The sequence below is a fragment of the Gammaproteobacteria bacterium genome (assembly GCA_029881255.1).
In the GTDB taxonomy this organism is placed as follows: domain Bacteria; phylum Pseudomonadota; class Gammaproteobacteria; order S012-40; family S012-40; genus JAOUMY01.
This window is the reverse complement of the sequence record JAOUMY010000009.1, coordinates 72379-98666: the sequence shown is the minus strand read 5'-3', so window position 1 is coordinate 98666 and position 26288 is coordinate 72379. Positions and strand designations below refer to the sequence as shown.

The 26288-nt window shown below is 48.4% G+C and carries 16 protein-coding genes; 11 read left to right on the top strand and 5 right to left on the bottom strand.

The annotated features are described in order from the left end of the window. Positions 1 to 3960 carry a DUF6531 domain-containing protein gene (locus OEZ43_15810; protein ID MDH5547058.1) on the top strand — a complete coding sequence of 1320 codons (3960 nt, stop codon included), beginning with the start codon at positions 1 to 3 and terminating at the stop codon, positions 3958 to 3960. Beyond that, positions 3957 to 4430, top strand: a complete 474-nt coding sequence (locus OEZ43_15805) for a hypothetical protein (protein MDH5547057.1) — start codon at positions 3957 to 3959, stop codon at positions 4428 to 4430. Before OEZ43_15810 ends, OEZ43_15805 begins: the two co-directional genes overlap by 4 nt. Before the next feature lie 162 nt (positions 4431 to 4592). Here OEZ43_15805 and OEZ43_15800 read toward each other — a convergent pair whose 3' ends face one another. Further along, on the bottom strand, positions 4593 to 4964 hold the full coding sequence (locus OEZ43_15800) for a hypothetical protein (GenBank protein MDH5547056.1): 372 nt from the start codon (positions 4962 to 4964) through the stop codon (positions 4593 to 4595). A 326-nt stretch (positions 4965 to 5290) separates the two neighbouring features. Between OEZ43_15800 and OEZ43_15795 the strand changes: the two genes are divergently transcribed. The 3 genes from OEZ43_15795 to OEZ43_15785 all read left to right on the top strand — a co-directional run bounded on the left by OEZ43_15795 (position 5291) and on the right by OEZ43_15785 (position 7954). Further along, positions 5291 to 5788: a hypothetical protein gene (locus OEZ43_15795; protein ID MDH5547055.1), complete on the top strand. Its 498-nt coding sequence runs from the start codon at positions 5291 to 5293 to the stop codon at positions 5786 to 5788. Then, positions 5785 to 7155 carry a GAF domain-containing protein gene (locus OEZ43_15790; protein MDH5547054.1) on the top strand — a complete coding sequence of 457 codons (1371 nt, stop codon included), beginning with the start codon at positions 5785 to 5787 and terminating at the stop codon, positions 7153 to 7155. The genes OEZ43_15795 and OEZ43_15790 overlap by 4 nt, the downstream gene beginning before the upstream one ends. A 121-nt stretch (positions 7156 to 7276) precedes the next feature. Continuing rightward, a complete protein-coding gene (locus tag OEZ43_15785; protein ID MDH5547053.1) occupies positions 7277 to 7954 on the top strand; it encodes a hemerythrin domain-containing protein in 678 nt (225 codons plus the stop codon). A 17-nt stretch (positions 7955 to 7971) separates the two neighbouring features. On the opposite strand, the gene OEZ43_15780 is transcribed toward OEZ43_15785, so the two are convergent. Then, positions 7972 to 9705 (bottom strand): diguanylate cyclase, encoded by a 1734-nt coding sequence (locus tag OEZ43_15780; GenBank protein MDH5547052.1) that lies wholly within the window; start codon positions 9703 to 9705, stop codon positions 7972 to 7974. Position 9706: 1 nt separating this feature from the next. Next, positions 9707 to 10702 carry an ABC transporter substrate-binding protein gene (locus tag OEZ43_15775; GenBank protein ID MDH5547051.1) on the bottom strand — a complete coding sequence of 332 codons (996 nt, stop codon included), beginning with the start codon at positions 10700 to 10702 and terminating at the stop codon, positions 9707 to 9709. Positions 10703 to 11119: 417 nt separating this feature from the next. On the opposite strand from OEZ43_15775, the gene OEZ43_15770 reads away from it, so the two are divergent. Together OEZ43_15770 and OEZ43_15765 are read left to right on the top strand one after the other, a co-directional pair. After that, on the top strand, positions 11120 to 13561 hold the full coding sequence (locus OEZ43_15770; GenBank protein ID MDH5547050.1) for a dockerin type I domain-containing protein: 2442 nt from the start codon (positions 11120 to 11122) through the stop codon (positions 13559 to 13561). A 21-nt stretch (positions 13562 to 13582) separates the two neighbouring features. Further along, positions 13583 to 14212, top strand: coding sequence for a hypothetical protein (locus tag OEZ43_15765; GenBank protein ID MDH5547049.1), 630 nt, complete (start codon positions 13583 to 13585; stop codon positions 14210 to 14212). A gap of 105 nt (positions 14213 to 14317) precedes the next feature. On the opposite strand, the gene OEZ43_15760 is transcribed toward OEZ43_15765, so the two are convergent. Together OEZ43_15760 and OEZ43_15755 are read right to left on the bottom strand one after the other, a co-directional pair. After that, entirely contained in the window at positions 14318 to 14854 is a 537-nt protein-coding gene (locus OEZ43_15760; GenBank protein MDH5547048.1) for a DUF1566 domain-containing protein, read from the bottom strand. 10 nt (positions 14855 to 14864) lie between these two features. Beyond that, on the bottom strand, positions 14865 to 18806 hold the full coding sequence (locus tag OEZ43_15755; protein MDH5547047.1) for a DUF1566 domain-containing protein: 3942 nt from the start codon (positions 18804 to 18806) through the stop codon (positions 14865 to 14867). 618 nt (positions 18807 to 19424) lie between these two features. Here OEZ43_15755 and OEZ43_15750 point away from each other — a divergent pair. The 4 genes from OEZ43_15750 to OEZ43_15735 are packed head-to-tail and all read left to right on the top strand — an operon-like array spanning position 19425 to position 26279. Then, positions 19425 to 20870 carry a DUF5716 family protein gene (locus tag OEZ43_15750; protein MDH5547046.1) on the top strand — a complete coding sequence of 482 codons (1446 nt, stop codon included), beginning with the start codon at positions 19425 to 19427 and terminating at the stop codon, positions 20868 to 20870. Beyond that, positions 20860 to 21522 carry a DUF4194 domain-containing protein gene (locus OEZ43_15745; protein ID MDH5547045.1) on the top strand — a complete coding sequence of 221 codons (663 nt, stop codon included), beginning with the start codon at positions 20860 to 20862 and terminating at the stop codon, positions 21520 to 21522. The genes OEZ43_15750 and OEZ43_15745 overlap by 11 nt, the downstream gene beginning before the upstream one ends. Continuing rightward, positions 21512 to 25150 carry a hypothetical protein gene (locus tag OEZ43_15740; protein MDH5547044.1) on the top strand — a complete coding sequence of 1213 codons (3639 nt, stop codon included), beginning with the start codon at positions 21512 to 21514 and terminating at the stop codon, positions 25148 to 25150. The genes OEZ43_15745 and OEZ43_15740 overlap by 11 nt, the downstream gene beginning before the upstream one ends. Further along, positions 25143 to 26279, top strand: a complete 1137-nt coding sequence (locus tag OEZ43_15735) for a DUF2220 family protein (protein ID MDH5547043.1) — start codon at positions 25143 to 25145, stop codon at positions 26277 to 26279. Before OEZ43_15740 ends, OEZ43_15735 begins: the two co-directional genes overlap by 8 nt. The last annotated feature ends 9 nt before the right edge of the window (positions 26280 to 26288 follow it).

Here is a 26288-nt window from a genome sequence, read left to right as displayed (position 1 = left end):
ATGATGCCCGCCGCAAAAATGCTAGACCCTATGCTTGGCATCGACGTGCACATTGTTCAGCCGCCAGGCCCGGTGCCACCTATACCCGTTCCGCACCCCTTTGTCGGCATGGTCTTCGATCCGATGGATTTGGTGCCGATACTTGGCTCGACCGTTAGCGTCAACGGTTTACCACGCGCACAAGCGGGCTCGGCAGGCAAAGCACTTCCCGTTCACATACCCATTGGCGGGACCTTTATCAAACCGGCAGGTGATGAAGGCGAGTGCTTTATGGGCAGCTCAACCGTGTTGGCAGAGGACGAACCCTTTAGTTATCTCGCCTTGCCGGTGTTGAGTTGTAGCGACGTCGGAATGCCCGCGCCACCGCGTCCCGGTAAGAAAGGCACCAAGGCAAAAAGCCTGATGTTGCCTACAACAGTTGTGTTGCCCATACCCGCAGGGCCGATGGTGCTGGTTGGTGGTGCGCCGACAATTTCGATGATGGCTATTGCGATGCACGGCATCATGGCCGGTTTAAAAGGGTTGCGTAGACTTCAGCGTGGTGCTGGCCGCATCGGGCGCGCGATGCGAGCAGCATCCGATTTTCTTCGCAGAAAAGCCGATGACTTATTGAGAAGAATCCCAGGTGGCAATCGTTTACGCAATGCCGCACACCGAGCCATCTGCGCGGTAACCGGGCATCCAGTAGACATCGCTACCGGCAAACTCTATACCGATTTCGTCGACTTTGAATTACCCGGACCGATTCCCTTTAAGTGGGAACGCGTCTGGTATAGCACCTCGACGTATGAAGGACCGCTGGGACACGGTTGGCATCATAGCTATGACATGGCCTTATACAATGACGATCACGTTTTTATTTTGCGCACCAGCGATGGACGATTTGTAGAGTTCGCTCCTCCATCGATTGATCAACCAAGTTTTCATCGCGGTGAGAAACTATGGCTGAAACGAGTTGGTGAATTATTTGTAATCGAGGATTTGGCAGGACTGCAATACAACTTCGGTCTTCCAGTCAACGATGTTAATCAACGGCCACTGGTCAAAATAAATGACCCAAACCAAAATTCGATACAGTTCATATATAACGGTCAGCGTCTCGTAAAGATAGTCGATAGTGCCAGACGTGAACTCATCGTCAACACGCAAAACGACGGTCGCATAAACTCCATTGGCATACTCAATCCCAATCTCGGCCCGGACCAAGTGCAATACCTGGTCAACTACATCTATAGCGAACAAAACGATCTCGTCGAAATTCGCGACGCCGAAGACCACCCATTTCGTTTCGAATACTACAATCATCTGTTGGTCAAAGAAACGCAGCGCGGTGGCCTGAATTTCTATTTTGAATACGACGGACATGACCACACCGCGCGCTGCATAAAAACCTGGGGCGACGGCAATATCTACTACCGCGAACTGCGCTACGACCTACTCAACAAATATACCGAGGTCACCGACTCAAAAGGCGGAGTGCTCACCTATGAATGGAATGATGCCGGTTTAGTCACCCACGAGATGGACCCGCTCGGCGGCGAAATTGTTTATGAATATGATGACGACAACAACAAGATTAGTCAGACCGATCCGAACGGAAATAAGACGACTTATGTCTACGATGACTTTGGACGTTTGACGCAGGAAATTGATCCCCTTGACAATGCAACGATTCGTCAATTTGATGAGAAACACAATCTTTCGCAGTTTACCGACGCCACTGGCGCGAGTTGGCAATATCAATATGACGACAAGCGAAACCTGGTATCGCAAACCGACCCGCTTGGGAATGAAACCAAGATCGAGGTCAACCAATTTGGTTTACCGGAAAAGATTACAAATCCACTACAGCACCAGACCCGTTTGCTTTGGAGCGATCGAGGGGAACTACTTGCCGAGGTTAGTCACAAGAAGGCGATTACGCGTTATCAGTATGACACGCTTGGTAATATTACAGTGGTCCAGGAGGGGAGGGGTGGCCCCAAAACTCTGCTCGTCTACGACAGAAAGAATCAACTAGTCCAAGTCACTGACGCAACAAACAACACAACGCGTTTGCAATACGATGAACGAGGCAATCTGGTTCGCTTCACCGATCCATTGGGGCGTATAACACGATACGAGTACCGCGGAACTGCCAGCCTGTATAAGCGTATCAATGCCGACGGCACCGAATTTCACTATGACTACGACACCGAGCTGAATCTGATCAAGCTGAAGAATGAGACCGGGAATATCTATGAACTAAAATATGATGCTAATGAGCGTTTGATTGGCGAAATAGGTTTTGACGGACGGGTACAACGCTATCAATATGACTTGGCCGGAAGCTTAGTCACCCATTGCGACGGCGCGCATCGCAAAACCCGGTTTACTCGCGACGCTGTCGGTCGCTTGCTAGAGAAATCCTTTTCAGATAACGAAGTCGCCAGTTTCGAATATGACCCGATTGGTCGGCTGACAAAAGCTGTTAACTCTACGACCACAGTAGAGTATGCATACGACCCCGTAGGCAACGTAATAGGCGAAACCCAGGGCGATCATGTACTAGAACATGAATTCGACGCCGTAGGAAATCGTATCGCTACCAAGCTTCCCGACGGCCGCACCATCAAAGTTGCCTACGATTGTGACGGACTATTTACCGATATACACCTCGACGATGAGCAGATCATACATCTGCAACGGGATGTTTTCGGACGTGAAAAAATACGTCAAGGCGGGGCGGTGCAAAGCAATTTTGATTATGACCCCGCCGGGCGCTTGATACAGCACCGCACCGACGCGAATGGCAAGAGTCTGTTGCACCGTCAATATCGTTACGACAAAGCAGGCAATCTCAGCGAGACCCACGATGCATCCCGCGGTGTGATGAAATATTTCTACGACCCCCGCGATCAACTACGCGAGGTTAAATCACCAACTCCAGAACAGTTTTACTATGATCCCGCGGGAAATTTACTCGGCTCTCCCGGGAGCGAAACCAACCAGGTACAAGGAAACCGGCTCTACGTCTTCGAAGACCGACGCTTCGTCTATGACGACGTGGGAAATATGATTCAGGAATTTCGTGGTAAAGGCGGGTATCACCGAACTGATTATACCTATAACCACAATAACCAGATGATCGCGGCTAATGTGAATGGGGTGGTGACGACATTTGCGTATGATGCGTTGGGGAGACGAGTTCTCAAGAGTACGGCGGGAGCAATAAGAGAGTTTTATTGGGATGGTAATGTTTTGTTTTTGGAGGGAGGAGCGTCGAATCAAGGAATAACTATTTATTTGTATGAGCCTGACGAGTTCTATCCGTTGGCATATTTTGCGAACAATTCATGGTTTCATCTTTCAACTGACATAGTAGGAACTCCTCTCGTAGTATCAAATACTAATGGAGAAGATGTTTGGTATGCAGAATACTCCAATTTCGGACAAGCTAAGGTAGTGTTAGAAAGATGTAAGAATAATCTTCGTTTTCAAGGGCAGTATTTTGACGTAGAAACCGGCTTACACTACAATCGGTTTCGATATTATCACCCAGTCACAGGACGTTTTGTTTCTCAGGATCCATTGGGTCTGGAAGGGGGAGAAAATGAATATGTTTACGCAAAAAATACGCTGTTGTGGGCAGATCCGCTTGGACTTAAATGTAGAACAGGGCGATATTTCGAGGCTACTATTGGCAGGAATGGTCAAATTGTATTAGGTCGACGAATTTCAAGGAAGCAGGCTATTTCACGAATGCGTAGATTGATGAGAGAAGGTGATCACGTGTCAGGAGTATATACACGAAATGCGAGAGATGCGCGTGGCGTTGCGACGAGAGCAGGTGGTACGAGTGCGATAAGAGATGCGCCGCACCCTGATAGAGCTACAGGCTCAACTTCTGGAAGATATGCTCACTTTCACGATGGCAATAGACAAGGCGGTCATGTTTGGTATGGAGATCCAGCGCCGTGAGCTTCGGAGTCGCCTTGTTCGTACCTAGGGAACTAGTGCTTCCTGAAGCCTTTATGCTAAATTCAATAGCAAAAGGAGGAGCAGATAGGAGTGTTCTAGATTCTGCCGCGAGCGAAATTAAGTCGTATAGTGGAGACAATGTTGATGATTTCAGGAAGTTTGCAATAGTAGGGGATCAATTTGGAAAACTTTTAGAAAAATATACTTTGGTCGATCTAGGCGAGATTGGGACTTCAGTCGTTGGAAAATATATGTACAAAAACACCAGAAATTTGACTGAAGTTGGAGAGGCTATTGTCAGTTCAATTATGGAATTACGTGATGAATCGAAAATCGACGATTTTATTGGATTGTGGTTGTACTTTTTCGTCGGTAGTAGAAAAGTTCCGAAAATGGATACGGTACGATTTTCAAAAGAAAAATATAACAATGTTAGGTATTGTATGGACAATACAGTGGTTTTTTATTAGTAACCGTAGCAAAATGTTTCTCGCGATTAAGGTATAAACTATCGATCAGAGTCGTCGAATTGGAGAGACTAGTGGATACTTTTCATCCCAACGCTTTGAAAACTGCTCCAATGCCAGTAATGCCTCTTCTTCTGTTGCTGATTGATAGATTCGTTTCAGATCTTACGATGTGACATCAATACACATCGTACCGTCGTCGTTTGAACGGAGTAGAATCGATCGCGGTCTTTGTTCAATCGCTATGGTGCTTGATAGCACACCAAAATGATTTGTGGTCACAGTTTGGATGTGATCGGAAAGTGTGGCTTGTTCGGCACATGCGGTTTTAGAGGTATAGATGTCAAAGGAATGTGACTCTGGCAGTACATAGAGCTCGATTTGTACGCTAAGCTTCCCAAGCACGCTTTGGTTAACGGCAGCTATGCCGTGTTTTGGTCTGTCCCGAATGGGGTTTTTTTCATCGAGTCCTTGACTAAATATGGCCAAGGCGCTGCTTGAGATCATGACTGAGACAAAAAAGAATATTAGCTTCATATTTTCCACTTCCTCGTCGGCCTATGACGAGTTCTCTTAACAATTGATGTTAATAGTTTAGGCAGGGGAGGAGTCATTGTTTCGTAAATGATCGCTCGCTAATTCTTAAAATTTTACTCACGTGGCATAAAGGCAGGTGCTCGCGTCCGTGAAATGCCAAAAAATCCCTATTTTCCATTAGCTTAGCGAAATAGGCACCCAATCCAAGGTTTATGTTAATATCACTGCCCTATACGCATGTAAAGACAGCAGAATTTCTCTGAATTGTATATTGGTTCCAATATATGACGAGTGGGAAAGGATGAGTACCGAGGACCGTAGCGTACATGGCCAGTGAAGCATTTCTCTTTGATGTCACTCTGACAAATTTTTTGGAGTCGGATGTGGCTTTTCTCGTGGCGAGTTGTGACGAGAATCAGTTTCCTATTATTTCTCGCGGATTTGGTGCACGAGTTAGCGACGATTGCACACAACTCACCGTGTTCGTAACCGATAGACAATCACAGAGAATACTAGCGGATATCGAAAAGAATGGTCACATATCAGTGAACGCAGCAAGAATTACGACCTACGAAAGTTACCAACTCAAGGGAGATTGTGCGCGACGAGTGGAGCTTAGTATTAAGGATCAGCGCCATGTGATGCAATATGTCGACGATGTACAATCGCAAATGTTGAAAGTTGGTCTCACGCCTGAGCAGGCGGCCGCGGTTTTTCAAAGTCAGGAAAATGAAAATCTCGTGGGCATTTGTTTCACTCCGCGCGATGTCTTTGTTCAGACACCTGGACCTGGCGCGGGCAAGCGACGGGAGCGTGGTGAATGACAGCCTCCTTGCGTGAAATTGCGCACTGTTTCGAGGGCGGGATTCCGTCAGGCATTGCGACCTGCTCGTCGGCAGGCGTGGTCAATGTTACCTATCTGTCACAGGTTCATTTGATCGATGATCAACACATAGGCCTTAGCTATCAGTTTTTCAATAAAACACGCGCCAATCTCGCAGAAAACCCTAATGCCAGTTTGTTGGTGATCGACCCATTCTCAGGCATCCAATATCGCCTGGCGATACGATTTCAACGGACGGACACAGAAGGCCCCCACTTCGATAAGCTCAAAGTGAAACTTGCAGCGGTTGCGTCGATGAGTGGTATGTCGGATGTGTTTCACCTACGTGGCGTGGACGTTTTTCAGGTGTTGTCATGGGAATGCATGGAATTGGATGCCACGGCACAGGTGCCCAGATCGACGGTTTCCTTTGCTGAATTGAATGAAGTCACTCAGGCGATTTCCGATTGTGATCAACTGGCACACTTGCTTGATACGACACTGTCCGCGATTGCGACTCACCTGGGATATACGCATTCCATGATTTTGTTTTTTAATAACGACGGCGAGTCACTGTACACCATTGCGAGCCACGGCTATCAACAACAGGGAGCAGGGGCCGAAGTAGCGTTGGGGGAAGGGATAGTAGGTACCGTAGCGGAACAGGGAAGGCCAGTGAAAATCTCCAATATGCGCCGCGAAAATATCATGGCGGACGCCGTTCGTCAGCAGGCGAGGAATGAGAACGCTGACTACGTCTTTCGTCAGCGGATTGCGCTCCCAGGGCTTTCAAATCCGAATAGCCAATTGGCGGTTCCTATCGAGGCAAAAAACCGAAAATTGGGCGTTTTGTTTCTTGAAAGCGAAAAATATTCTGGCTTTTCACATGACATGCAGGAGCTGATATGCAGTGTGGCAAATCATCTTGGCACCGCGATCCTGCTCTGTGACGACGAGCCAAGAGAACAAACAAAAGCCAAAATGTATTCACATATTGCTAGCACTGAATCACAAAAGGAAGCCATTGCAGTGTCCGGCCTGATGAAGGTTCGCTACTACCAAGCTGACAAGAGTATTTTCATAGACAACGACTATCTCATAAAAGGTGTTGCGGGATCGATCTTGTTTCGACTTTTGACATTGTACCTTGATTCGGGGCGTAGCGAATTTACTAACAGAGAATTGAGGCTGGATGAGCAGCTTGGACTGCCGGAGATCGCGGACAATCTGGAGGCGCGACTGGTGCTACTGCAAAGGCGACTTGATGATCGCTGTCCGGGCATAACTATGCAAAAAACCGGTCGAGGCCGTTTTAGCCTTCACGTTGAGCGCAAGATCGATTTGTTATCCGTCGCTCAGTCTAATTAACGAAAGATTCCTTCGGTGAGTAAAATTTTAAGAAAGTACGAGCATACATTTAAGAAACGGCTTGTGGAGCTACCGCTACAATTCCTCTAACAACGAAGCTACCAGAAAAGAGGAAATTCACATGAGTGCCAGTCGTTTAGATATTTATAAAGAAGTACATAAGGGCGTGCGCAAGGAATTGTTTGATCTTATTGTTTTTGCAGGAAGCACTGAGTTCGATAAGCTTGACTCGCTGAAACAGCTGAAAGATCGGTTTAGCCGAACTTATAGTCTGCTCGAAACCCATGCCCATAGCGAAGACACCTATGTAGAGCCTATGATCCTGAACTGCGACACGGTAGTTGCCGAAAAACTATCGAGCATGCACAAACAGCTCGAACATGCATTTAGCCAACTTCAGGAAATGCTTGTCGGTATCGACGCCGACGATGATGATGCGGTTTGGCGAGGCAGGATGCTATACCTTGAACTTACGCGCTTTGTCGGCGAGTATTTGCAACATATAGCCGACGAAGAACAATTGGTGATGCCTTTATTGTGGGAAAACTTTGATGATCGGGCACTAATGGATGTGTCAATAACGATCCGCGCCAATGTACCTCCACCGGTAATGGGTGATTTTCTGAGCTGTATGATTCCGGCAATGAATCACAGCGAGAGGGTTCTCATGTTGTCCGGCATGAAACAGGCCGCACCTGCCGAGGTTTTCAATGGCGTGTGTAAACTCAGTCAAACAGTATTGGCTGATGAAGACTGGGCTCGATTGAATTCGATCGTAAACGAGGAGGCGATCTCGTAGCGCTGTACTCACTCAGCCTACTTAATCGCCTTTATATTGTTTTCGGCCTGATAGTAAGCGGCTTGGTTTCTACCGCTTTCTTTCGCGGCGTATAGTGCGTTGTCTGCTTCAAGAATCAGTTCGTCGGCAGTGGTATGTATGTTATTCGAGAATGTAGCAACACCAATACTTATGGTGACAATACCACAGTTTTTGGATTTTTTATGTTCAATATTCAAAGAGGAAATATTGTCGATAAGCATATTCGCGGCCTGCATGGCGTCATCGAGTGACACGCCAGGTAATATTACCGCAAACTCTTCGCCACCATATCGCGCCACGACTTCGCCACTGCGTTGAAAAGTACTTTTTGACGCTTTAGCTATAGCAATAAGACATTCGTCGCCCTTTAAGTGGCCGTAGTAGTCGTTGTAGAGTTTGAAGTGATCTACATCAAACAACAAGAGTGATAGCGAATGATGGTTTCTCTTCGCACGATTAATCTCTAGTGATAGCGTCGTGTCGAAATGCCTGCGATTAAAAACGCCAGTTAATGCGTCGGTGATCGCCATTTTCTCCAGACGTTCATTGGCCTCGGTCAGGTCTTTTTGTATTCGCATCACCTCTGCTTCGTGGCGCTTTCTGTCGGTGATATCGCGTAAGATACCAATAAAAATAGTACTTCCATTCGACGTGATCTCAGTCACCGCCAAGTCCATGGGGAATGTCTGTCCGTTCGCACGTTGGCCTTCGACCTCACGACCGATGCCAATAATTTTCGCGTCGTTTCCCTGAAGAAAATTTCCTATATAGTTGTTGTGTTGCTCCCTGAATGGGCTGGGCATAAGTATGTGTACATTTTTTCCAATGACATCGTCTGCGCGCATGTCAAACATAGTTTCGGCGGTTTTGTTGAACGAGAGAATCAGTCCCTTGTCATCAATCGATATTATACCGTCAAAGGTATTGTCTAGAATCCCCTGAATATGGTTGCCTTTATCATTTAATTCCCGAATGTTTTGCGTTACTTTTTCAGTCATAAAGTTGAATGCGTCAGAGAGTGCGGACAGCTCGCGAGATCCAGAGGGGAGTAATCGTACGCTATAGTCGCTGTTGGCAATGCGCCTGGATGCGACTACCATGTTTTCGACGGGATTGATGACAAAGCGTTGTAGCAGCCACATCAGACAAAGAACAAGAACGGAGAATACCACTAGCTCCGGTGTATGTTCATAAAGCGTGTTCTTATAGGACTCCAGTAGCTTGTGTGTAAGATCATAGCTAATAAAAATGGCCCCTTTTTTCAGGCTACGTATGGTGGGGCTATTACCTGGGTAGCTGAAGGACATCATCGCAACTACGGTATTGTTATCTGGCGAGTACGCTACTTGTGCGCCTAGTTTTTCTACAGATTTTTGGAAAAGTTCATGGTTGTAGTCCGGCACACTCAAAGCAGCGGGTTCACCACGCCAGGAAAAATTGGACGCAAACAAAACCACTCCATACGGGGTAATCACGGCAGTGTGTTTTACTATCGGATCGGTAGTTAAGTGGGTTATGGCGTCCTCGAGTAGTTGTGAGTTCGAGGTGATAGTCTTTTGCGCGAGATTCGAAAGTGCCGCGATATCACGGCGAATATTGTCATGCGCGGAATCTATTAGCTCTTTCTTGTTCGAAGTAAAACCCAATACAAGCGTTAAAAAAATGGCTACGATAACGATCGTCGCAACAAAGTACGGCAGAAATAGTTTTAGACGAGGCCTGTAGTTCATATTAGCCCGGAAGGAAGTCTCCGTTTATGATGTTGCTAGTGTCAGGTTTCCTTTGCAGTAGCTTTGCATCAGTCATGATGGTAGCGAGTTTTTCAGCGGATGCGTGGAGTTCAGCAGATTTCCCATGAAGGAATTTTTGATTCTCCTCAATGTTCGGTAATACGAGATCTTTGTAGGAATCAACTACCTCGGAGGCCTCAAGTTTCAGTCGTTTCGCCATAATCGGAGTCGCCTGCTTAGGTGTGTTGAGGAAAACCTGAAGCGCTGAGAAATGAGAAGCAACAAGATTGCGAACTGCGTCGGGGTTTTTTGTGATTACGTCGGGTCTAACTGCAATTACGTCCACAATACGACCCGGTATGTCGGCGCTACTAAAAAGTTTCAATGCATTATGTTTTTCTAGCTGACTGACCACTGGCTCGAAAGTCACCAGGGCGTCGACTTGGTTTTGAAGGAATGCATTAAGATGGTGATTTACATTCATGTGTACGATTTCAAAGTCGGAAACGTTCAGTCCGTGTTTTTCTATTGCTGAATGCAACATAACCGCACCAACGGCGGATTGTTCGACACCGATACGTTTACCTTTTAGCTGTTCAAAGTTTTTGTATTTAGAATTAGAGAGAATGACGTCCGCACCCATCGAAATGTCGAGTATCGTAACAATGACTAAATCCAAACCCTCGGACTTCGCGGTTAGAACTTCATCGAGTGTCAGGCAGGCACCGTCTATGGTTTCTGCGGCGAGCGCTTCCAGGCATACCGACGCAGACGGTAATTCGATCATGTTTACCAGGGTGTCATCCAGAATTTGTAGTTCCCTGGCCAAGAATAGTAATTCATATCCCGGCCAGATATTAGAACCAATCCGCAGTGGCGGGAGTGTCTTCGAACAGCTAGTCAATAGGGCGCCAGGCAGTAGTGAACCAATCAAGGCGGAAGTAGAAAGTTCTAAAAATTTTCTGCGAGATAGAATTGTTTCGCGTGATCGTTTCATTAGCCTGCCTTTGGTGGTGAATAGTCAGTCGAGATGGATTTGGTTCACTCAATATATCGTCCTTAAATTTCAGGAAATTAGGCGTTTGGATATGAATAGGCGATAGACAATTTGAAGTTTACGTATGTTTACAATTCCCGGATATCGATAGCGATTTTTACCTGCCATTGCTCGCTTTGTTTCAGACAAATCCATAGATTGGAAAAATTACGTGATAAAGAATAATGTTTATTTATCACGACAGTTACACATTTAAAAATCTGAAATGTGTGGGGCGTGTTTTTGATGGACTCGGCCCCCTACGGTAAGCAAAGACTATTGGCTTAAGGTTTGCTGTATCGAAATGCCGTACTAGAAAAACGATAATCTGGAATGTAAAGAATATGGAAATGAAAATAGAAAATAAGGAGATACTCCGTGATCAATGTCGCGATAGGGCCGCGCCGTCTATGTTGTATATTAGTTCTTAGTTTTAATTTCTTTTGTAGTTTCGCCTATGGAGCGCCGCCGCTGCTCAGTAGTGTTGCGCCGAATAACGGCGATGGGCTTTTGCCTCATGATGTCTCGATCGTCGGGAGTGGATTTCTTCCCGGTGCGAGCGTTAATCTTCTCAGCGGTGGACCGGTATGGTTGGGTTCATTTAACACCGACGATTACGCCTGGGACGTTTTCGCAAAAGACGACATCGCCTACGTCGCCGATGACAACACCGGGCTTCAACTCTTTGACGTATCCGATCCGCGAAATCCTATCTTGTTGTCAACCTATGTGGTTACCGGCTCGGGAATTGTGCCTCCGGCAGCGAGAGGTGTAACAGTTTTTGGCACAATCGCCTATGTCGCAGCATTGACCGGCGGATTGCAGGTCGTCGACGTTAGCGATCCAACGAATCCTGTTCAACTTGGCAGTTACGACACGCCTGCTACTGATTACGCCTATGATGTGGTGGTGCTTGGTCAGTACGCCTATGTTGCATACCAGTCCTCGGGTCTCGTGATCATTGATATCAGCGATCCGGCAAATCTGGTGCAAGTCGGTGCGTATAAGCAAAGCGGCGTTGGCAATGGCGCGTCGAAGGTTTTTGTCGACGGCAATGTCGCCTATATTGCGGACAACTACCTGGGCTTGCTCGCCATCGATGTCAGTGATCCTGCAAATCCTACACTCGTTGGATCACTCGTCGTGTCCGGTATTGCGTACGACGTATTTGTTCGAAACAATGTTGCCTACGTACCCGCGTATGAGGCCGGATTGTTGGCAATTGATGTGTCCAATCCTGCTGCGATGACGGTGTTGGATTCCTACGACACTATTGGATACGCGAGCCACGTCGATATCATCGGCCATATCGCCTATGTGTCTGACGAGCACACCGGAATACGTATTTTTGATATTAGCGACCCATCGAATTTGCGCCGTATCGGTTTTGTCGATACACCCGGTTACGCGAAATCACTATATGCCTTGAACGGAAACTTATTTGTCGCGGATGGTGGGGCAGGGTTTCAGATTTACGATGTTCGTAATCCCACCGTGCCGCCGCTCGCTGGTACGTTTAAAACCGCAAACAATGCGTATGCTATCGACGTCGTCGGCAATATTGCTTACGTTGCCGACGGTGGAACTGGTCTCGTTATTCTCGATATTGGCAACACCCAAAACATCGTTCAGTTAGGCAGCTATGACACGCCCGATCTTGCGCTAGGTGTCAGCGTGCAAGGAATCTACGCCTATGTTGCCGACGGCAATTCGGGGCTGCAAATTATCGACGTATCGAATCCCGCTTCACCGACGTTAGTCGCATCCTTCGACACGCCGGGTAGGGCATACGACGTAAAGATAAATGGCAATCATGCGTATATCGCCGATTATTTATCCGGACTGCAAATCGTAGACATCAGCGATCCTGTCAATCCAGTATTCGCCGGTGCATACGATACACCGGGTGAAGCCTTAGGCGTCGCAGTGTCCGGAACATATGCGTATGTCGCTGACCGATCCGCCGGACTGCAAATCATAGACATCTCAGATCCAACTGCACCGGTGTTAGCGGGCAACTACGACACACCCGGACTCGCGTATGGTGTTTTCGTGTACGGCATTTTGACTTTTGTCGCTGACGGCTGGGGCGGTATCCAGGCTATCAACACTATGATGCCATCGCTTCCGTCACTCTTCGGCGAATTTCCAACACTGGGTTTCGCAAATGATGTGATGGTGGTGAACAACAGAGTATTCGTCAGTAACTCGGAAACTGGCGTGCTGGAAATAGATATCTCGGATACGAGCAACCCGCTTGTGCGTGGTTGGTATGATACGCCCGGCTATTCCTACGGTATCGATGTAATCGGCAACACGATATATGTGGCAGACAACTATGCTGGTGTGCAGGTCATCGAACGTAACGCCTTAGTCAGCGGTATTTCCTACGCCGATGGCGAAAACATGAGTGCCGTTGTCCCTGCGAATTTGCCTTTTGGGCCGTATCATCTTGTCGTCACCAATCCGGGTGGCATTCTTGAGACCGGGAATTTTTTCAACGCCTACTATGCAAGCCCAGGCGCGATTGATCAGGACCCGGACGGTGATGGCATATTCAGCATCAGTGATAACTGTCTAAACGTGGCAAATCCGGATCAACGCGATACCGATCGCGATGGTTTTGGCAATCGTTGCGATGCGGATTTGAACCAGGATGGGCGGGTGAACTTTGGTGATATCGCAATCTTTAAACAACGTTTTCTGAGTAGAGATGCTGACGCGGATTTTAACGGCGACGGTCGCGTCAATTTTGGTGATTTGGCGTTTATAAAACAAAAATTTCTGAGTGTTCCTGGCCCGAGCGGCATAGCACCATAAATGAGGAAAAGGAGAGGCTGCATGAAAAAAATGGAAAAGGTAATATCAAAATCGATCTATGTATTTGCGCTTTCTAGCGTGTGCAATCTTGCGATGGCGAACACGATATGGCTTAGCGCAAGTGGCGAAGAAGTCACACCGGGCACGGCTGTAGAAATCGACGCATTGCAGGGAGGACAAGTTCAGCTCGACGTCTGGTTCGACTTTACTGAGGATGCAACGGTTGGAGGAGGTGTCGATCTTGTGTTCGATCCCAGTGCCCTGAGTTTTTCTTCACTGGCGTTCAACGACAGTTTGACGCTAGACCCGGAATTCACCGGCGGACCGGGAAGCACATTTAGCGGCGAAATTATTGCCGACAATTCGTTTATGTTTGGCTACTACAACGGTCTCACAGCGGGACGAGTGGCTACGCTAACTTTCGACGTGCTGGGGGAGCAGGGAACATCCACCAGCCTGGATATGATGACAAATGATCAACTTGCGGGGAATTTTTTCTCTGCAATCACCGGTAATGAACAAGTTGTGAACTACTATGGCGCAACAGTCGCCGTCGTACCAGAAATGGAAGTATGGGCAATGATGCTTGCCGGAGTCGGCCTAATAGGTTGGAAGGCTCGGCGTACGTCGAACTCAAACCGTACAATTTAACCCCCCTCGAAACCGGATCAGAGTGAGATTATTGCTTTGGTCCGGTTTTTTATTGCGTAGTTAAATATAGTATCGATTACAAAGCTCGCTGAGCATTGCAAAAAACTACGGTTCCATGCCTCGTACGAGTCTAATGTTTGTGAGATTGCTAAGCCCGCTGGAGATTGCATTACCGGTATCAAAACCTGTCCTCCAGGCGCCATTTGCTGGGATCTTATTGGAGGTGGAGGACCATGTGTATGTGCCTGGATCATTTGGAAATACAGCTTGATTAATCGCAGGCGAATCACACTGCCGCTCAACAATTGTTTGAAGCTCTTTGATATTAGGCATGCGCCAGTCACTATAGCCGAGGTTTTGGGAAGGGTCTCCGTTTACAACCTGTACTTGTTGCAACGCACTCTGCCAACCAAAAGTTAGCGCAGTGCCAACGCAAGCCGTGGTGCCCTGGGCTGTCATTCCTTCGACGCACTGTTTCCACATCAATCCTGTTTTTAAATCAGTTACTGTTCCATCCAGGTTATTGTCGAATCGCTGTGTCGGTGTGGTTTCAGGTAAGTTGGTATTGCATGTCGCATGCACCAAAGGGCTTGTACACATGGTTAAGCCAGTTATTGCGAGTAGTAGAACGTTGTTCTTCATAGTTGCCATCTTATTGCCCTCTCACCGCGCGAACTGGAAATCCAAAATAGTTCGGTGAATCTGGTCCTGCGATTCCATCACTGAAACGGACCACCCATATAACGCCTGATGTTTGGGAAGACTCCCTTATAGTCCAATAGTAGTTGCTAATGGTATACGGGAAAAAATTAGTATCAATAGCCGGGTTGCTGACATGGTAGTCAACCAATGAAAGTAGTTCGTTTACCGTTGGTAGCCGCCAATCGCTGAAGCCGCATAAACTCAAGTTACTCGCATATGTTTGCGCATCCGGCCAAGAAAATTCAGTACTCGAATTAGTTGATGTTTTGACTTCCCAAACAAGTCCCGTCGTATTGTCTCGAACACAGGCCCAACTTGTCGCCGTCGCTGCTAAAGCGTTTCCGTTTTGATCGAGTTTGGTAAACGAGAATCCGGCATACCCATCATTGTCATTGCGAGTGCTGTTCGCGTCTCTGCCATATTCGGCATCTTGGCCGGGATACAGGGTTTGCGGACAACTCACAAAATTTACACCATCACTACAACTAACTAAACCGGTATCGTTTAACGCCGTAAACGGGCTTACGTCGGCGACAAAATTCGCTTGCACGTTAATGTCAGCAGTGACATTCGTATCAGTTCTTGAGGCGGTTAGGAGTCCATCTGACCAGGAATCAAAACTGTAACCAGTGTTTGGCACTGCAGTAATCGTATCACCAGAAGCACCATAATCCACAGTTTGTGAATATGTCTGAACCTGGGCTACAGCGATACCCAACATACCGTTCGCGCCTGCCGTGTAGGACAAGTTATAAGTGTTAATCGCGAAGTTCGCCGTGACAGTAATATTGCCCGTCACATTGGTATCGGTGCGCGGATTTTGTGTGGAACCATCGGACCAATCGACGAAGTGGTAACCCGTACTCGGTACTGCCGTGATGGCACTACCACTGCTGCTGTAGTTGACGGTTTGCGCGTAGGTCGGTGTTTGGGTTTCGTTGACGCTCAAGGTTCCGTTCGCACCCGCAGTGTAGTTCAATGTATAGGTATTGATTACAAAGTTAGCCGTAACATCGATATTGCCTGTCACGTTTAAATCTGTGCGCGGATTTTGCGTCGACTCATCCGACCAACTGGTGAAATGGTAGCCGGTGTTAGGTACGGCTTCGACTTCGCTGCCACTTGTGCCGTAGTCAACAGTCTGGTTCGCATTGCCCTGAATGGTTCCGTTCCCATCGTCGGTGTATTTTAGGGTAAAGGTATCGATCGCAAAGATAGCGGTGACTGTAACATTACCCGTCACATTGGTATCGGTCCGCGGATTTTGTATCGAACCATCCGACCAATTGACGAAGTGGTAGCCTGGGCCAGGAGCCGCCCTAACGGCGAAGCCATCACTTCCGTAGTTGACGGTTTGTGAAAAAGTCAGTCCCTGACTATCATTGGCCCGCAACGTACCGTTCGGGCCAGCCGAATACGACAACGTATAGGTATTGATCGCAAAGTTAGCCGAGACATTGATATTGCCTGTCACATTCAAATCCGTGCGTGAACTCTGTATTGAACCATCCGACCAATTGGTGAAATGGTAGCCGGTGTTGGGTACGGCAGTAACCTGGACGCTATTTCCGCCATGTACTACGTTTTGGGTGAATGTCGATATCTGATTCGTACCGACGGCTAACGCGCCGTTTACGCCTGCGGCATAAGTCAAACTATATACGTTGTCTGAGAAAAACGCGGAGACGTTGATGTTCGAAGTTACATTTATATCCGTGCGTGGATTCAATACAGAACCGTCGGACCAGTTGACAAAGCTATAACCTACATTTGGAACTGCGGTGACTATACTACCGCTGCTTCCGTAGTTCACCGTCTGTTCGGTATCACCTTGCAACACGCCGTTGGCCTGCGCAGTATAATTCAAACTAAATCTATTGATTTCAAAAATCGCTGTGACGGGACAGTCAGCAGTAATTGGCCCTGTCGTATAAACACCGTTCTCAAGACTACCCGAACACCCAGTGACGTTGCCAATATGATAGCCGGTTGCTGGAGTAATGTTGAAAGCGACGTGCGAGCCTTGTTCTACATCTGAATGCGAACTGGGTGTGATAGTGCCATTGGTAACCGCACTGGTGCTGACCAGGTAGTGTAACTCTGCCTCATCCGAAGGTTCACCTTCGCCTTCATCATCTACCGGAGTGACGACGACATAAATACGTCTACGATGCTCTTCATCAAGCGGAACTGACAAACTATTTTCCAAGGTTTCAAATTGCGCGCCGCCTTCCAGTTCCAGATAGTTATCCGGCGTAACACCGCGTACATTTGCCAGATAAACTCGGTAGTAGGTATGCGCACCGGTTTCATCCCAATGTATCGACACTCCACCGTTTTGGCTGCGAACCTGAACATTTTGTGGTGCAGGGCTTCGCGTATTTGTTGGTGTAACGTTCACCGCAATCGAATAAAGCGGATTTGGCACTAAATATAGACGACCAAAATCACTGGTATAACCGATACGCGCGCCATCCGGGCTGAGTATGGGACGGTCACCGTTGGCGACGGCGACAAGTTCGCCGGTCTCAAAAAACTTAACATAAATCGTGTGGTCGATTCTAAACACACCAAAACGACCGTCATCGCTTATACCTGGGTAGTGTAAACCGGCATCGATAACCCTTATTGCTTCTCCACTAGCGTTCTCGCTTATCCTTGTTATCGTACCCGAACTGCGGCGGAACAAATAAACTTCATCGCGCACAAACGGAGTACGGTTGGCATGGAGACTAAATACGATGGCGCTTCCATCTCGATTGACAGCAAACTCAATTGCGCTAGTTTGAACCTTGGCGAGTTTAGACTTTCTGTTTACTTGCTCGGTGGCAAGAATATCGATGATGCTGCCGTCATTACTGGAAAAACTCTTAAGCGATCCCGACGTGCTATCAACATAAATGATAAAGGCACCGTCACCACTCAAAGTCGCCTGACGGGCATTCTGCACGCTCGAGGTTAGAGTGTCCGCAATTCGATCATAGCGAAAATATCGATTTCCGCCAGTACCAAGCAAATCGGCTTCTGAATAAAACAGAACGTAACGACCGTCGTTGGTAATGTCAGGACTGTAGCTTGGGAGCGTAAATTCCTGACCGGTGTTTGACACGCTAATGCGTTGGATAAAACCACTCAGCGTGTCTTTGATAAAGACATCGAAAACACCGTTGTTATCATTTTCAACCAGATCGCTGGAGCTAGAGGAAAATACCGCGTATCGGCCGTCAACGGAAATGTCGTTGCTTTCGGCTATTAGTCCGGAAGAGGAGACCGCTTTCCCTTCGGCGTTGGTATGAAGGTTGAGGATGCTGCCAGTGTCCAGGTCTCGTAGAAAGACATCCGTGCTTTCATTCTTGTCGCCCTCTGTTAAATTGCTTGCATCCGAGGTAAAAAGAAAATAATTGCGGCTTAGCGATAATTTTGCACCAGCGCTAGGACCGTTCGCTGGTTGATTGTTTAGCCCGACATCGATGGTAATGGGTTGAAGGTCGACACTATACATATGAAAACTGACTTGTCTGGACTCACCGGGAATCAATGGCGCAACTGCAACCTCACCTGCGTATGTCTTGATATCGCCATCAAAACCATTTGCCAGTATATGCAGTTCCACGCTTGAAGGAACGGTGAAAGCTTTGCTGCTGACCTCTGCGTCCAGGCGTCCTTCCGTCAAAAGCTCGCCGCTAATCTTTCGGATTTGGAGTGTGATCGAGGATACACCATGTGAACTTCGAGCAGACGGTTTGCCCGAGCCGTGCTGCTTGAAATATGAATCCATAGAAAACAACAAAGAGGAGTGTCGTTCGGTGGACGTGTCGCAACCGGCGAGCAAGCCCAGACTCGCAGCGAGTAAAATCAATTGACATTTGTTAAACAGGGTTTGAATTCTCATCGATTGTTCCCTAATCGACAAGCGATGTATAACTAGGTGAAATCTATCGTCTTTCCCATTCACCCGTCTATCGCTTGCATAATTGTTGGCTTTTTAAGGTCGCACATTATATCAGTAAATCGTTGCATCGACTGTTTAGAATTTGTGGCTTTTTGCCTTTAGAAAAAGCTTTTTCTAACAAAACTGCCGTCAAACAACTCGGTAGTATGCGGTAATACTTATACTGATCTTGCCTCGTCTCTTCGGAGACATAGTAAAGCTGTCTCGTTCGTTTCAAACTGCATCAGTGCTAACTGTCTGATAGCAGAGTGGATTCGGTGGCGCAATGATACTCTTGAGTCTTCAATGTTCACTTACAGCGTCTTGAGTTCGACTTCAACGTTAGAACATGAGGATGTGCTCACGGTCTAGGTTCTGAATTTAGTGAGCTCGCGCGCTACTGTCCAGATAGGAAAGCTGAATCCAAAACAAACTGGTCAAAAATCATCCAGCACTCACCGGCAAACGCCCATTTATGCCTACCTCCAAAACGCGTAAAATACCCGGCCCTGTCATGGCGGCGGGTGAGTATAACCATGCCTCAAGCATGGTCTATCGAGGTTTGCTATAGGGTGGTGCATGGATTTTTTTGTTGATGAACGTAAGCATTTTTTCCGCCCCCTGACGAGCAAATTCCGCGGCCAGTTTATGGACTGTCTGCGTGCCTTGTATGAAAGGCTTTATGGTAGCAGCGCCGATTATAGTCGTAGTTTCAACCGCGATCAGGTGATTGAGGTACTCGAAGAGGCGATTGCACGTAGCCCGGTGCTGGATGAAGTCGAGGTCGAAGATTTTATTGCGCCCAGTCGTAGTCAGCGCGAACAGGCCAACTGGCTGCTCAATCAGATGCTGGAGTTCGGCTGGCTGGAACGCAAGATGGATGAGGCCACGCTGCAAAGCACGTTTGCCTTTACCCGTCATGGTCGCCTGTTTGCCCAACCTATAGTCGAAACAGCGGGCCGGGGTTTTCGCACCCGTCATCGCAATACGCGCAACACCCGCAACGCACTGCAATCCTTTCTCGACAAGGGCGAGGTCTATGACTTGCTCGATGCCTTTGAATATTCCGAACGCATTATTGCCGATTTTTCCGATGTTATTGCCGAACTCGATGATAAGAAACGCCAATTGGTAAGAGAGGTCGAGGCGCAACAAGTAATGCAACGTGCCTCTGATGAGTTTTTTGATTTCATGGAAAAACGTTTTATGCCGGATCTGGCGGTGCGTTTGTCCGCCGATTCGGTGGAGAAATATCGCGACGAGATCGACGAATTACTCAGGAGCGCGCGACGCAAGCGTAAGGAATTCAAAACAGCGGTGGAAAAGGAATTACGACGTAGCGCACCGGAGTTGCTTGAACAGCGCGAACAATCCTTGTATCTGAAAATTCTCAACAGCATTGAGTCGCGTATGCACAATGCGTCGATGATAATGTTGCCCGCACTGCGTCAGGCCTTACAGGGTTTTACCCGTCGCGCGGATATCATCATGCGCCAGCTTAGTTATTCAGGTGGCGGTGTGCAGAATCGTTTGCATGCGCTGTGTGATCGTTTGAAACTGGCGCCGCAGGAACAACAAACCGCGGGTTTGCATGCGGCGGGCGAGGCGCTGGCGTCACTTAGCATCGGCTTTGTCGACACCGATAGTTTGCGTTTGAATGCAACACGCCAGGCACGCGTGGTCAATACCAGTGTTGAGGTCGCCAGTAGTGACGACAAGGAATCGCGCAAGCAAATGTATGTTCAGACCGCTGTTGATCTGGCCTTTACCTTTAACAATCAGGCGCAGCGTGATTATGTTGTGCAGGCCTTGAGCGATGGTCATCGCATCCACAGCCAGAATCTTCCCGTGGCCGATGCGCGCGAACTATTAATGAGCGCGCACATTATCGAACTCGGCGCACCGAGTTCGAGTGAATTTGAATTCAGGGTTTTACCAACGGCGAATCGTGTCCGTACGGACTACTTCGAAGTCGTTGACGAATTTACGATAGAGTTGATCGAGCGAGGTATGCATGCTCAGTAGTTGTGTAATGGGAATCCTGGAAGGCGAAGGATTGTCTGTGGATGAGTTTCGTGAGCTATGCCTGCGTCTATTGAATAACGGCGTATTGTGTCGTGCAGAGAATCAGGTCGAGCAACAACTCTATGATCGTTTTCTGCGCATCGAAGATTTGGTGAAAGACTATCTGCAACTGATGGGCGTACAACTATTCCACGACCGACGTTTTGCTTATGTCCGTCTCTATCCGCCTGGCGCGAACGTACCGGGCATGGAAGACAGTGAAGCGAATGCCTTTGGCGGCGGTCTGCGCGCGCGTCTGCGTCAGGACGAAGTTGCGTTGTTGCTGGTCTTGCGTCTGCAATACGACAAAGCCTTGCGTGAAGGTCAACTCGACGACGCGGGTTTTGTCACCGAGTCGCTGGAATCTATCAGCATAGCCATGCGCAATCTACTCAATCGTTCCTTGCCGGACAAACTCACTGAGCGACGTCAGGTTTTTCAGCGGCTGCGTCAGTTGCGCCTGATCGAGTTTCGTCAGGAAGACAGTATCGATTCGGCCGAGTCCTGGATTCGTATTCATCCCATGATAGTCAGCTTCGTCAATGACGATGCACTGGATGCGCTTGATCAAAGCCTGCCGCAGGAAGAAGGGGAGGCCGCCGATGTTTCTTAAACACTTTGTCTATGTCAACTGGGGAAACATACCGCCACTGGAGTTTGAGTTTGGCCCGGTCAATCTGTTTTCCGGAGGCAATGGTTCGGGTAAGACCACAGCGGCGGATGCCATTCAAACCGTCATGACGGCTGCCCATGAAAATCTGTTTCAGTTTAATCCGGGGCAGGACGAGACCACGCAACGAGGTCGCGGCGGCAAGCGTGTGCGTACACTGGCGTCTTATGTCTTGGGTTGCGACGACGGCAGTTATGCGCGACTGGATCCCACCGACGGTTATCTGGCCGCCGTGTTTCACCCATCAAAGGGCGAGAGTGGCGAACCGTTCACCGCAATCATCGCCATACGCGCCTGGATAGATCGTGCCGGTAGCAACACCGTGGCACGTCAGGAAGATGCACAATTTTTTATTATTGCCGGTGAACAGTTAACCCGCGCACATTTCGTACGTGAAGACGTTGGCGGTGAATATGTCACGCCCTTGAATACGTTTCAGAATTTATTGATTAAGGAATTCGGTAAACGTCGCGTTGAAAAATACGAAACCAAGAAGGCCTATCTGCGTCGTTTGTATGGCGCGTTACGCGGACGCGAAGATGGCGTGCCCGAAGTCGAGGCGGTTGCCGCGGCCAGAGCGTTCTCGCGATTCATGGCGTATAAGCCGGTGCAAAGTATTAATCGTTTTGTCGCCGATGAAATTCTCGAACAAAAAGATCTAGGCGACGCAGTGCGCGACGTATCGAGTCAGCTCAAGACGATACATAGCATGGAGCGCGAATCTTCGCGTCTGGTGGAATCAATCGATATTCTTGAACGGGCCAAGAATCAGTCGCAGTCTTATATCGAACAATGGATAGAACTGAATGTCGTCGATTACACCCTGGCCCAGGCCGAATATTTTACACGTCAATCGGATTACGTACGCGGTAAGCAAATTCAACGCGAACAACGGATCGCATTGAAGGAAAAACAGGATGCGATAACCGAAGTCCAACAACACGCCAAGGAAATACGAGAGCAATTAATCAGTCTCGAAGCACAGCGCCAGGGTGTGGATGCCTTGCGCAAAAAGGATGAACTTGAGAATCAAAAGCGCAAGCTGGACGAAAAACTGGTGCAACAGGTGCGCTATGTTCTGGATCAGGATCGGATCATCAGTGCCAATCTGCAAACCACGCGAGAAATAAAGAAAGCACTTGGTGATGAGCAGCTAATCGCTGAAATGCCACGACTGGCGGAAAAACAAAATCGCCAGTTGGCCGATGGGGTTGCCGAGAGTGGCGATGAGTTGGTGCAGGATATTCATACGCTGGTGCAACGGGATTTTTCCGGTGAAGTACCGGCAATAGAACGACGCATGGATGATTTGCGCAGGATTCAGCACAAACACAATCAGTGGCATGCCTGCTGGCATGAGCAGGGTAGTGGTGAATCAAACCGCGACCGTCTGTCGACACTGGTACACGGTCGACGCAGCCGTTACCAAACCTTGAGTGATCAACGCAAACAGAAACAACACGAGATTACTCGTCTGCAAAACCATCAGGTGAGTTATCCGCCTTATGTCGAACGCGCGATTAAGGCGATACGTCAGGAGTATCCCGCTGCCGATCCGCGTGTGTTGTGTGATCACGTCGAGGTCAGAGATGCCCGTTGGCAGGCGGCGATAGAGGGTTATCTTGGTGGCACGCGTTTCTCGATTCTGGTGGAACCGGAGTATGAGGCCCAGGCAATTCGCGTGGTGCGCAATATGCCGGGGCGCGACAATCGCGCGCGCGTGATACAGGGAGAAAAGGCCTTTGAAGACTCTGAGCGTATCGATCTGCATCCTGATTCGATGATTCACGTACTCGAATTCAGCCATGCGGTGGCCCGTGCCTATTTGATAGCGAGTTATGGCAGTGTATTGCGCGTTAATAGCGCAGACGAGTTGCGCAAGACCCGACGCGGTATTACCGAAGATGGTATGGGTTCCGGTAATTATTCCATGTGGCGTTGCGATTTGCCCGACGCGGAATTGGTGTTTGGCGCAGCCGCGCGCGAACGTGCCCTGACGGCCAAGCGTGCCGAACTGGAAAAGATCGAACAGGAATGGAATAGTGCCAACGATAGATTACAGCAGGCGCAGCTATTATTACGTAGTGTCGATACTTTGAAGCCGTCGATTTATGCCGATGTATTGTCTGACATCATCGCCAGCCATCGCGAGATGAAAAAACTCGACGGTTTGCTCGAACAACTCGACCTCAGCGATCACAAGGAATTGGAGTTAAAGCTCAAACAGCTTAAGCAGACACAAGACGAGCTATCGAACAAAGAGGCGCAATACAATCAGTCCCTGGGCAAGATTCAGGAAAAACTCAAAGAGATCGACAAGCAAATTAGCGCCGTTGGCAAGTTACAGGAACTCGACATGGAACGTGTTGAGTCCAGAGAAGAGGCACTCAATGCCATAAGCGCGGTATGGCCAGACTTTGATGCCAATGCCCGTCTGGAGACCGCGGATCGTGAGGCGAGGGAAACGAATAAAGATCATCTCGCCAGTTATCGCCATGACCTTGAACGACGCCTGCATCAGGCGGAACGCAAAATGGCCGAAGAGTTACAGCAGCATAATCAGCACTGCCGGACATCGGATACCATTGGCTATATCGCCTTTGTCGGTGAATACGACGCGAGTTTGTTTACGTCGGTGTGTGCGCTACAGCGTGAGATTGATCGCATCTATAACATACTGCGCAATAATATTCTGGCAGAAAAACACAAGCAGTTGTCGGCACTGAAAGAGGCCTTTAATAACGCCTTCGTTACGCATTTGTGTCATTCGATTTATCAGGCACTGAATGATGGACGACGCCAGATTGAACACCTGAATAAAGAGTTGCAACATCACCGCTTTGGGGCAGACCGTGAGACCTTCCGCTTCGCCAGTGACTGGATTCCGGAATTTCGAGACTATGCCCGCTTCTTCGAAGACCTGGTCAAGAACCCAACTCTTGGTGATGAGGTTTCGTTGTTCGAGGCTGAACTGTCGACTAAGTCGAAGAAAGTGCTCGACGAGTTAATGCGCATGTTACTCGACGAAGACGAAACCCGCGCCATGCATGAGTTGCAACGTATCGCCGATTACCGCAACTATCGGCGCTATGAAATCTACAAGGAAGTGGAGGGCAAAGAACCAATACCACTGAGTGAATATGGCACGGGTTCCGGCGGTCAGCTCGAAACACCGGCCTATATAATTCGCTCCGCCGCGATTACCTCCGCCTTTCGCTTTGCCGAAGGCAATACCCACTTGCGTATGGTGTTAGTCGACGAGGCCTTTTCGAAAATGGACGAGACGCGCTCACGCGAAGTCATTAACTATTTGACCGAGAGCCTCGGTCTGCAGTTGGTGTTTATCATGCCGACGAGCAAGTGCGGTCCTTACATGGATTTAATCAGTAACGAATTCGTATTCGCCAAAGTTCCAAGCGCCAGGTTACGCGGCGAACTCAAGACCCGCGTATTGGTTGATCGCAAGCAATGCAACCAGGAGCGTATCAAGAGTTTGTGGAAGAATCACAGACGCACCGTCTATCAACAGGCAGAACTGGACTTTATGGAGGAAGTATTAGCGGATGCATAGACCTGCGTGGCTGGATGAGGAAGCGGAGATACTAGGATTGTTGTCTTCGCTTATTGACGATCTGGACAAACGTCCATACTCCCAGCGCAAGCAGGCCCTACGAAAAAAGCTGAACAAAAAAACACTTCCTGGATTGTTTCGCCACGATGCGGGCTCGGACCAGTTGTGGTCACTCTTAAAGTCTTTGTCGACTGATTACCATATTTTCGATATCAAAGTTGATCACAAACGAGGACCGTATGCCGCCGAATTCGACAATGCTGCGCTGCTGTTTCTTGAAAATGCGGAGCCGCTAGTTCGGCGTTGGCTGCTTCGACCGGCAAGGCGTCCATATCGTCAGGAGTGGAGTGACGCGGTATATTCGAATGAATCGTGTTTTGGCGATGCGCTTGACGAGTTTGCCAATCGACCGATTCAGGTCACGGGTTTGTCCGCGGAAGATATTGTTCTTGGCTTTGTCAAACTCTCCAGTTTAATTTCAAAAGGAATGAGTCTTCGCCAGTTAAGCGCATATTGCTTTTTTGGAGATTCAAAATTTCTTGATCAACGCCAGGACTATGTGGAAAAGCTATTTGCGAATTCAAATATTCGGCCACGTCCGGTGGTCGTAAATGCCTATTTACCACCTCGGTTCGATGACGTTTTGTTCGTTGAGAACCAGGATTCCTATACCGAGCTTGTACTCAGGGGAGGAATGAAATTCGCTATCGTGTATATGGCTGGTTTTCGTTCGAGTGCGAGAAATATACGTGATCGTGATAGCGTCAGTCTGCATTTTCATCATGCATCAACTGAATCAGAAAAAGACGCGTTTCAGAGCTGGTGGTTTCAGGAGTCGTCGCAACTAAGAGATGTCTGGTTCTGGGGAGATCTCGACTTTTCCGGCATGGGCATATTAAAGTCTCTCAGACAACGTTTCAACAATGCTGCCGCTTGGCGGCCGGGGTATCAGGCTCTGTTGCGGGCTCTTGAAAGTGGAGCAGGACATAAGGCTGAAACAGCGTCGAAAGAGGAGCAACAAGACCCTGGTGAAATCGGATGTGAGTACGCGGATCAGGAATTGTTACCCGCCTTGCGAATACGTAAAAGATTTATTGATCAGGAAGGCGTGCTATTGGATGCAATATGACGGCATACT

Bases quoted from the DNA above. Each gene is read 5' to 3' on its own strand.
- OEZ43_15810 (MDH5547058.1), top strand. From the start codon at position 1: ATGATGCCCGCCGCAAAAATGCTAGACCCTATGCTTGGCATCGACGTG.
- OEZ43_15800 (MDH5547056.1), bottom strand. From the start codon at position 4,964: ATGAAGCTAATATTCTTTTTTGTCTCAGTCATGATCTCAAGCAGCGCC.
- OEZ43_15795 (MDH5547055.1), top strand. From the start codon at position 5,291: ATGGCCAGTGAAGCATTTCTCTTTGATGTCACTCTGACAAATTTTTTG.
- OEZ43_15790 (MDH5547054.1), top strand. From the start codon at position 5,785: ATGACAGCCTCCTTGCGTGAAATTGCGCACTGTTTCGAGGGCGGGATT.
- OEZ43_15785 (MDH5547053.1), top strand. From the start codon at position 7,277: ATGAGTGCCAGTCGTTTAGATATTTATAAAGAAGTACATAAGGGCGTG.
- OEZ43_15780 (MDH5547052.1), bottom strand. From the start codon at position 9,705: ATGAACTACAGGCCTCGTCTAAAACTATTTCTGCCGTACTTTGTTGCG.
- OEZ43_15775 (MDH5547051.1), bottom strand. From the start codon at position 10,702: ATGAAACGATCACGCGAAACAATTCTATCTCGCAGAAAATTTTTAGAA.
- OEZ43_15765 (MDH5547049.1), top strand. From the start codon at position 13,583: ATGAAAAAAATGGAAAAGGTAATATCAAAATCGATCTATGTATTTGCG.
- OEZ43_15760 (MDH5547048.1), bottom strand. From the start codon at position 14,854: ATGAAGAACAACGTTCTACTACTCGCAATAACTGGCTTAACCATGTGT.
- OEZ43_15755 (MDH5547047.1), bottom strand. From the start codon at position 18,806: ATGAGAATTCAAACCCTGTTTAACAAATGTCAATTGATTTTACTCGCT.
- OEZ43_15750 (MDH5547046.1), top strand. From the start codon at position 19,425: ATGGATTTTTTTGTTGATGAACGTAAGCATTTTTTCCGCCCCCTGACG.
- OEZ43_15745 (MDH5547045.1), top strand. From the start codon at position 20,860: ATGCTCAGTAGTTGTGTAATGGGAATCCTGGAAGGCGAAGGATTGTCT.
- OEZ43_15740 (MDH5547044.1), top strand. From the start codon at position 21,512: ATGTTTCTTAAACACTTTGTCTATGTCAACTGGGGAAACATACCGCCA.
- OEZ43_15735 (MDH5547043.1), top strand. From the start codon at position 25,143: ATGCATAGACCTGCGTGGCTGGATGAGGAAGCGGAGATACTAGGATTG.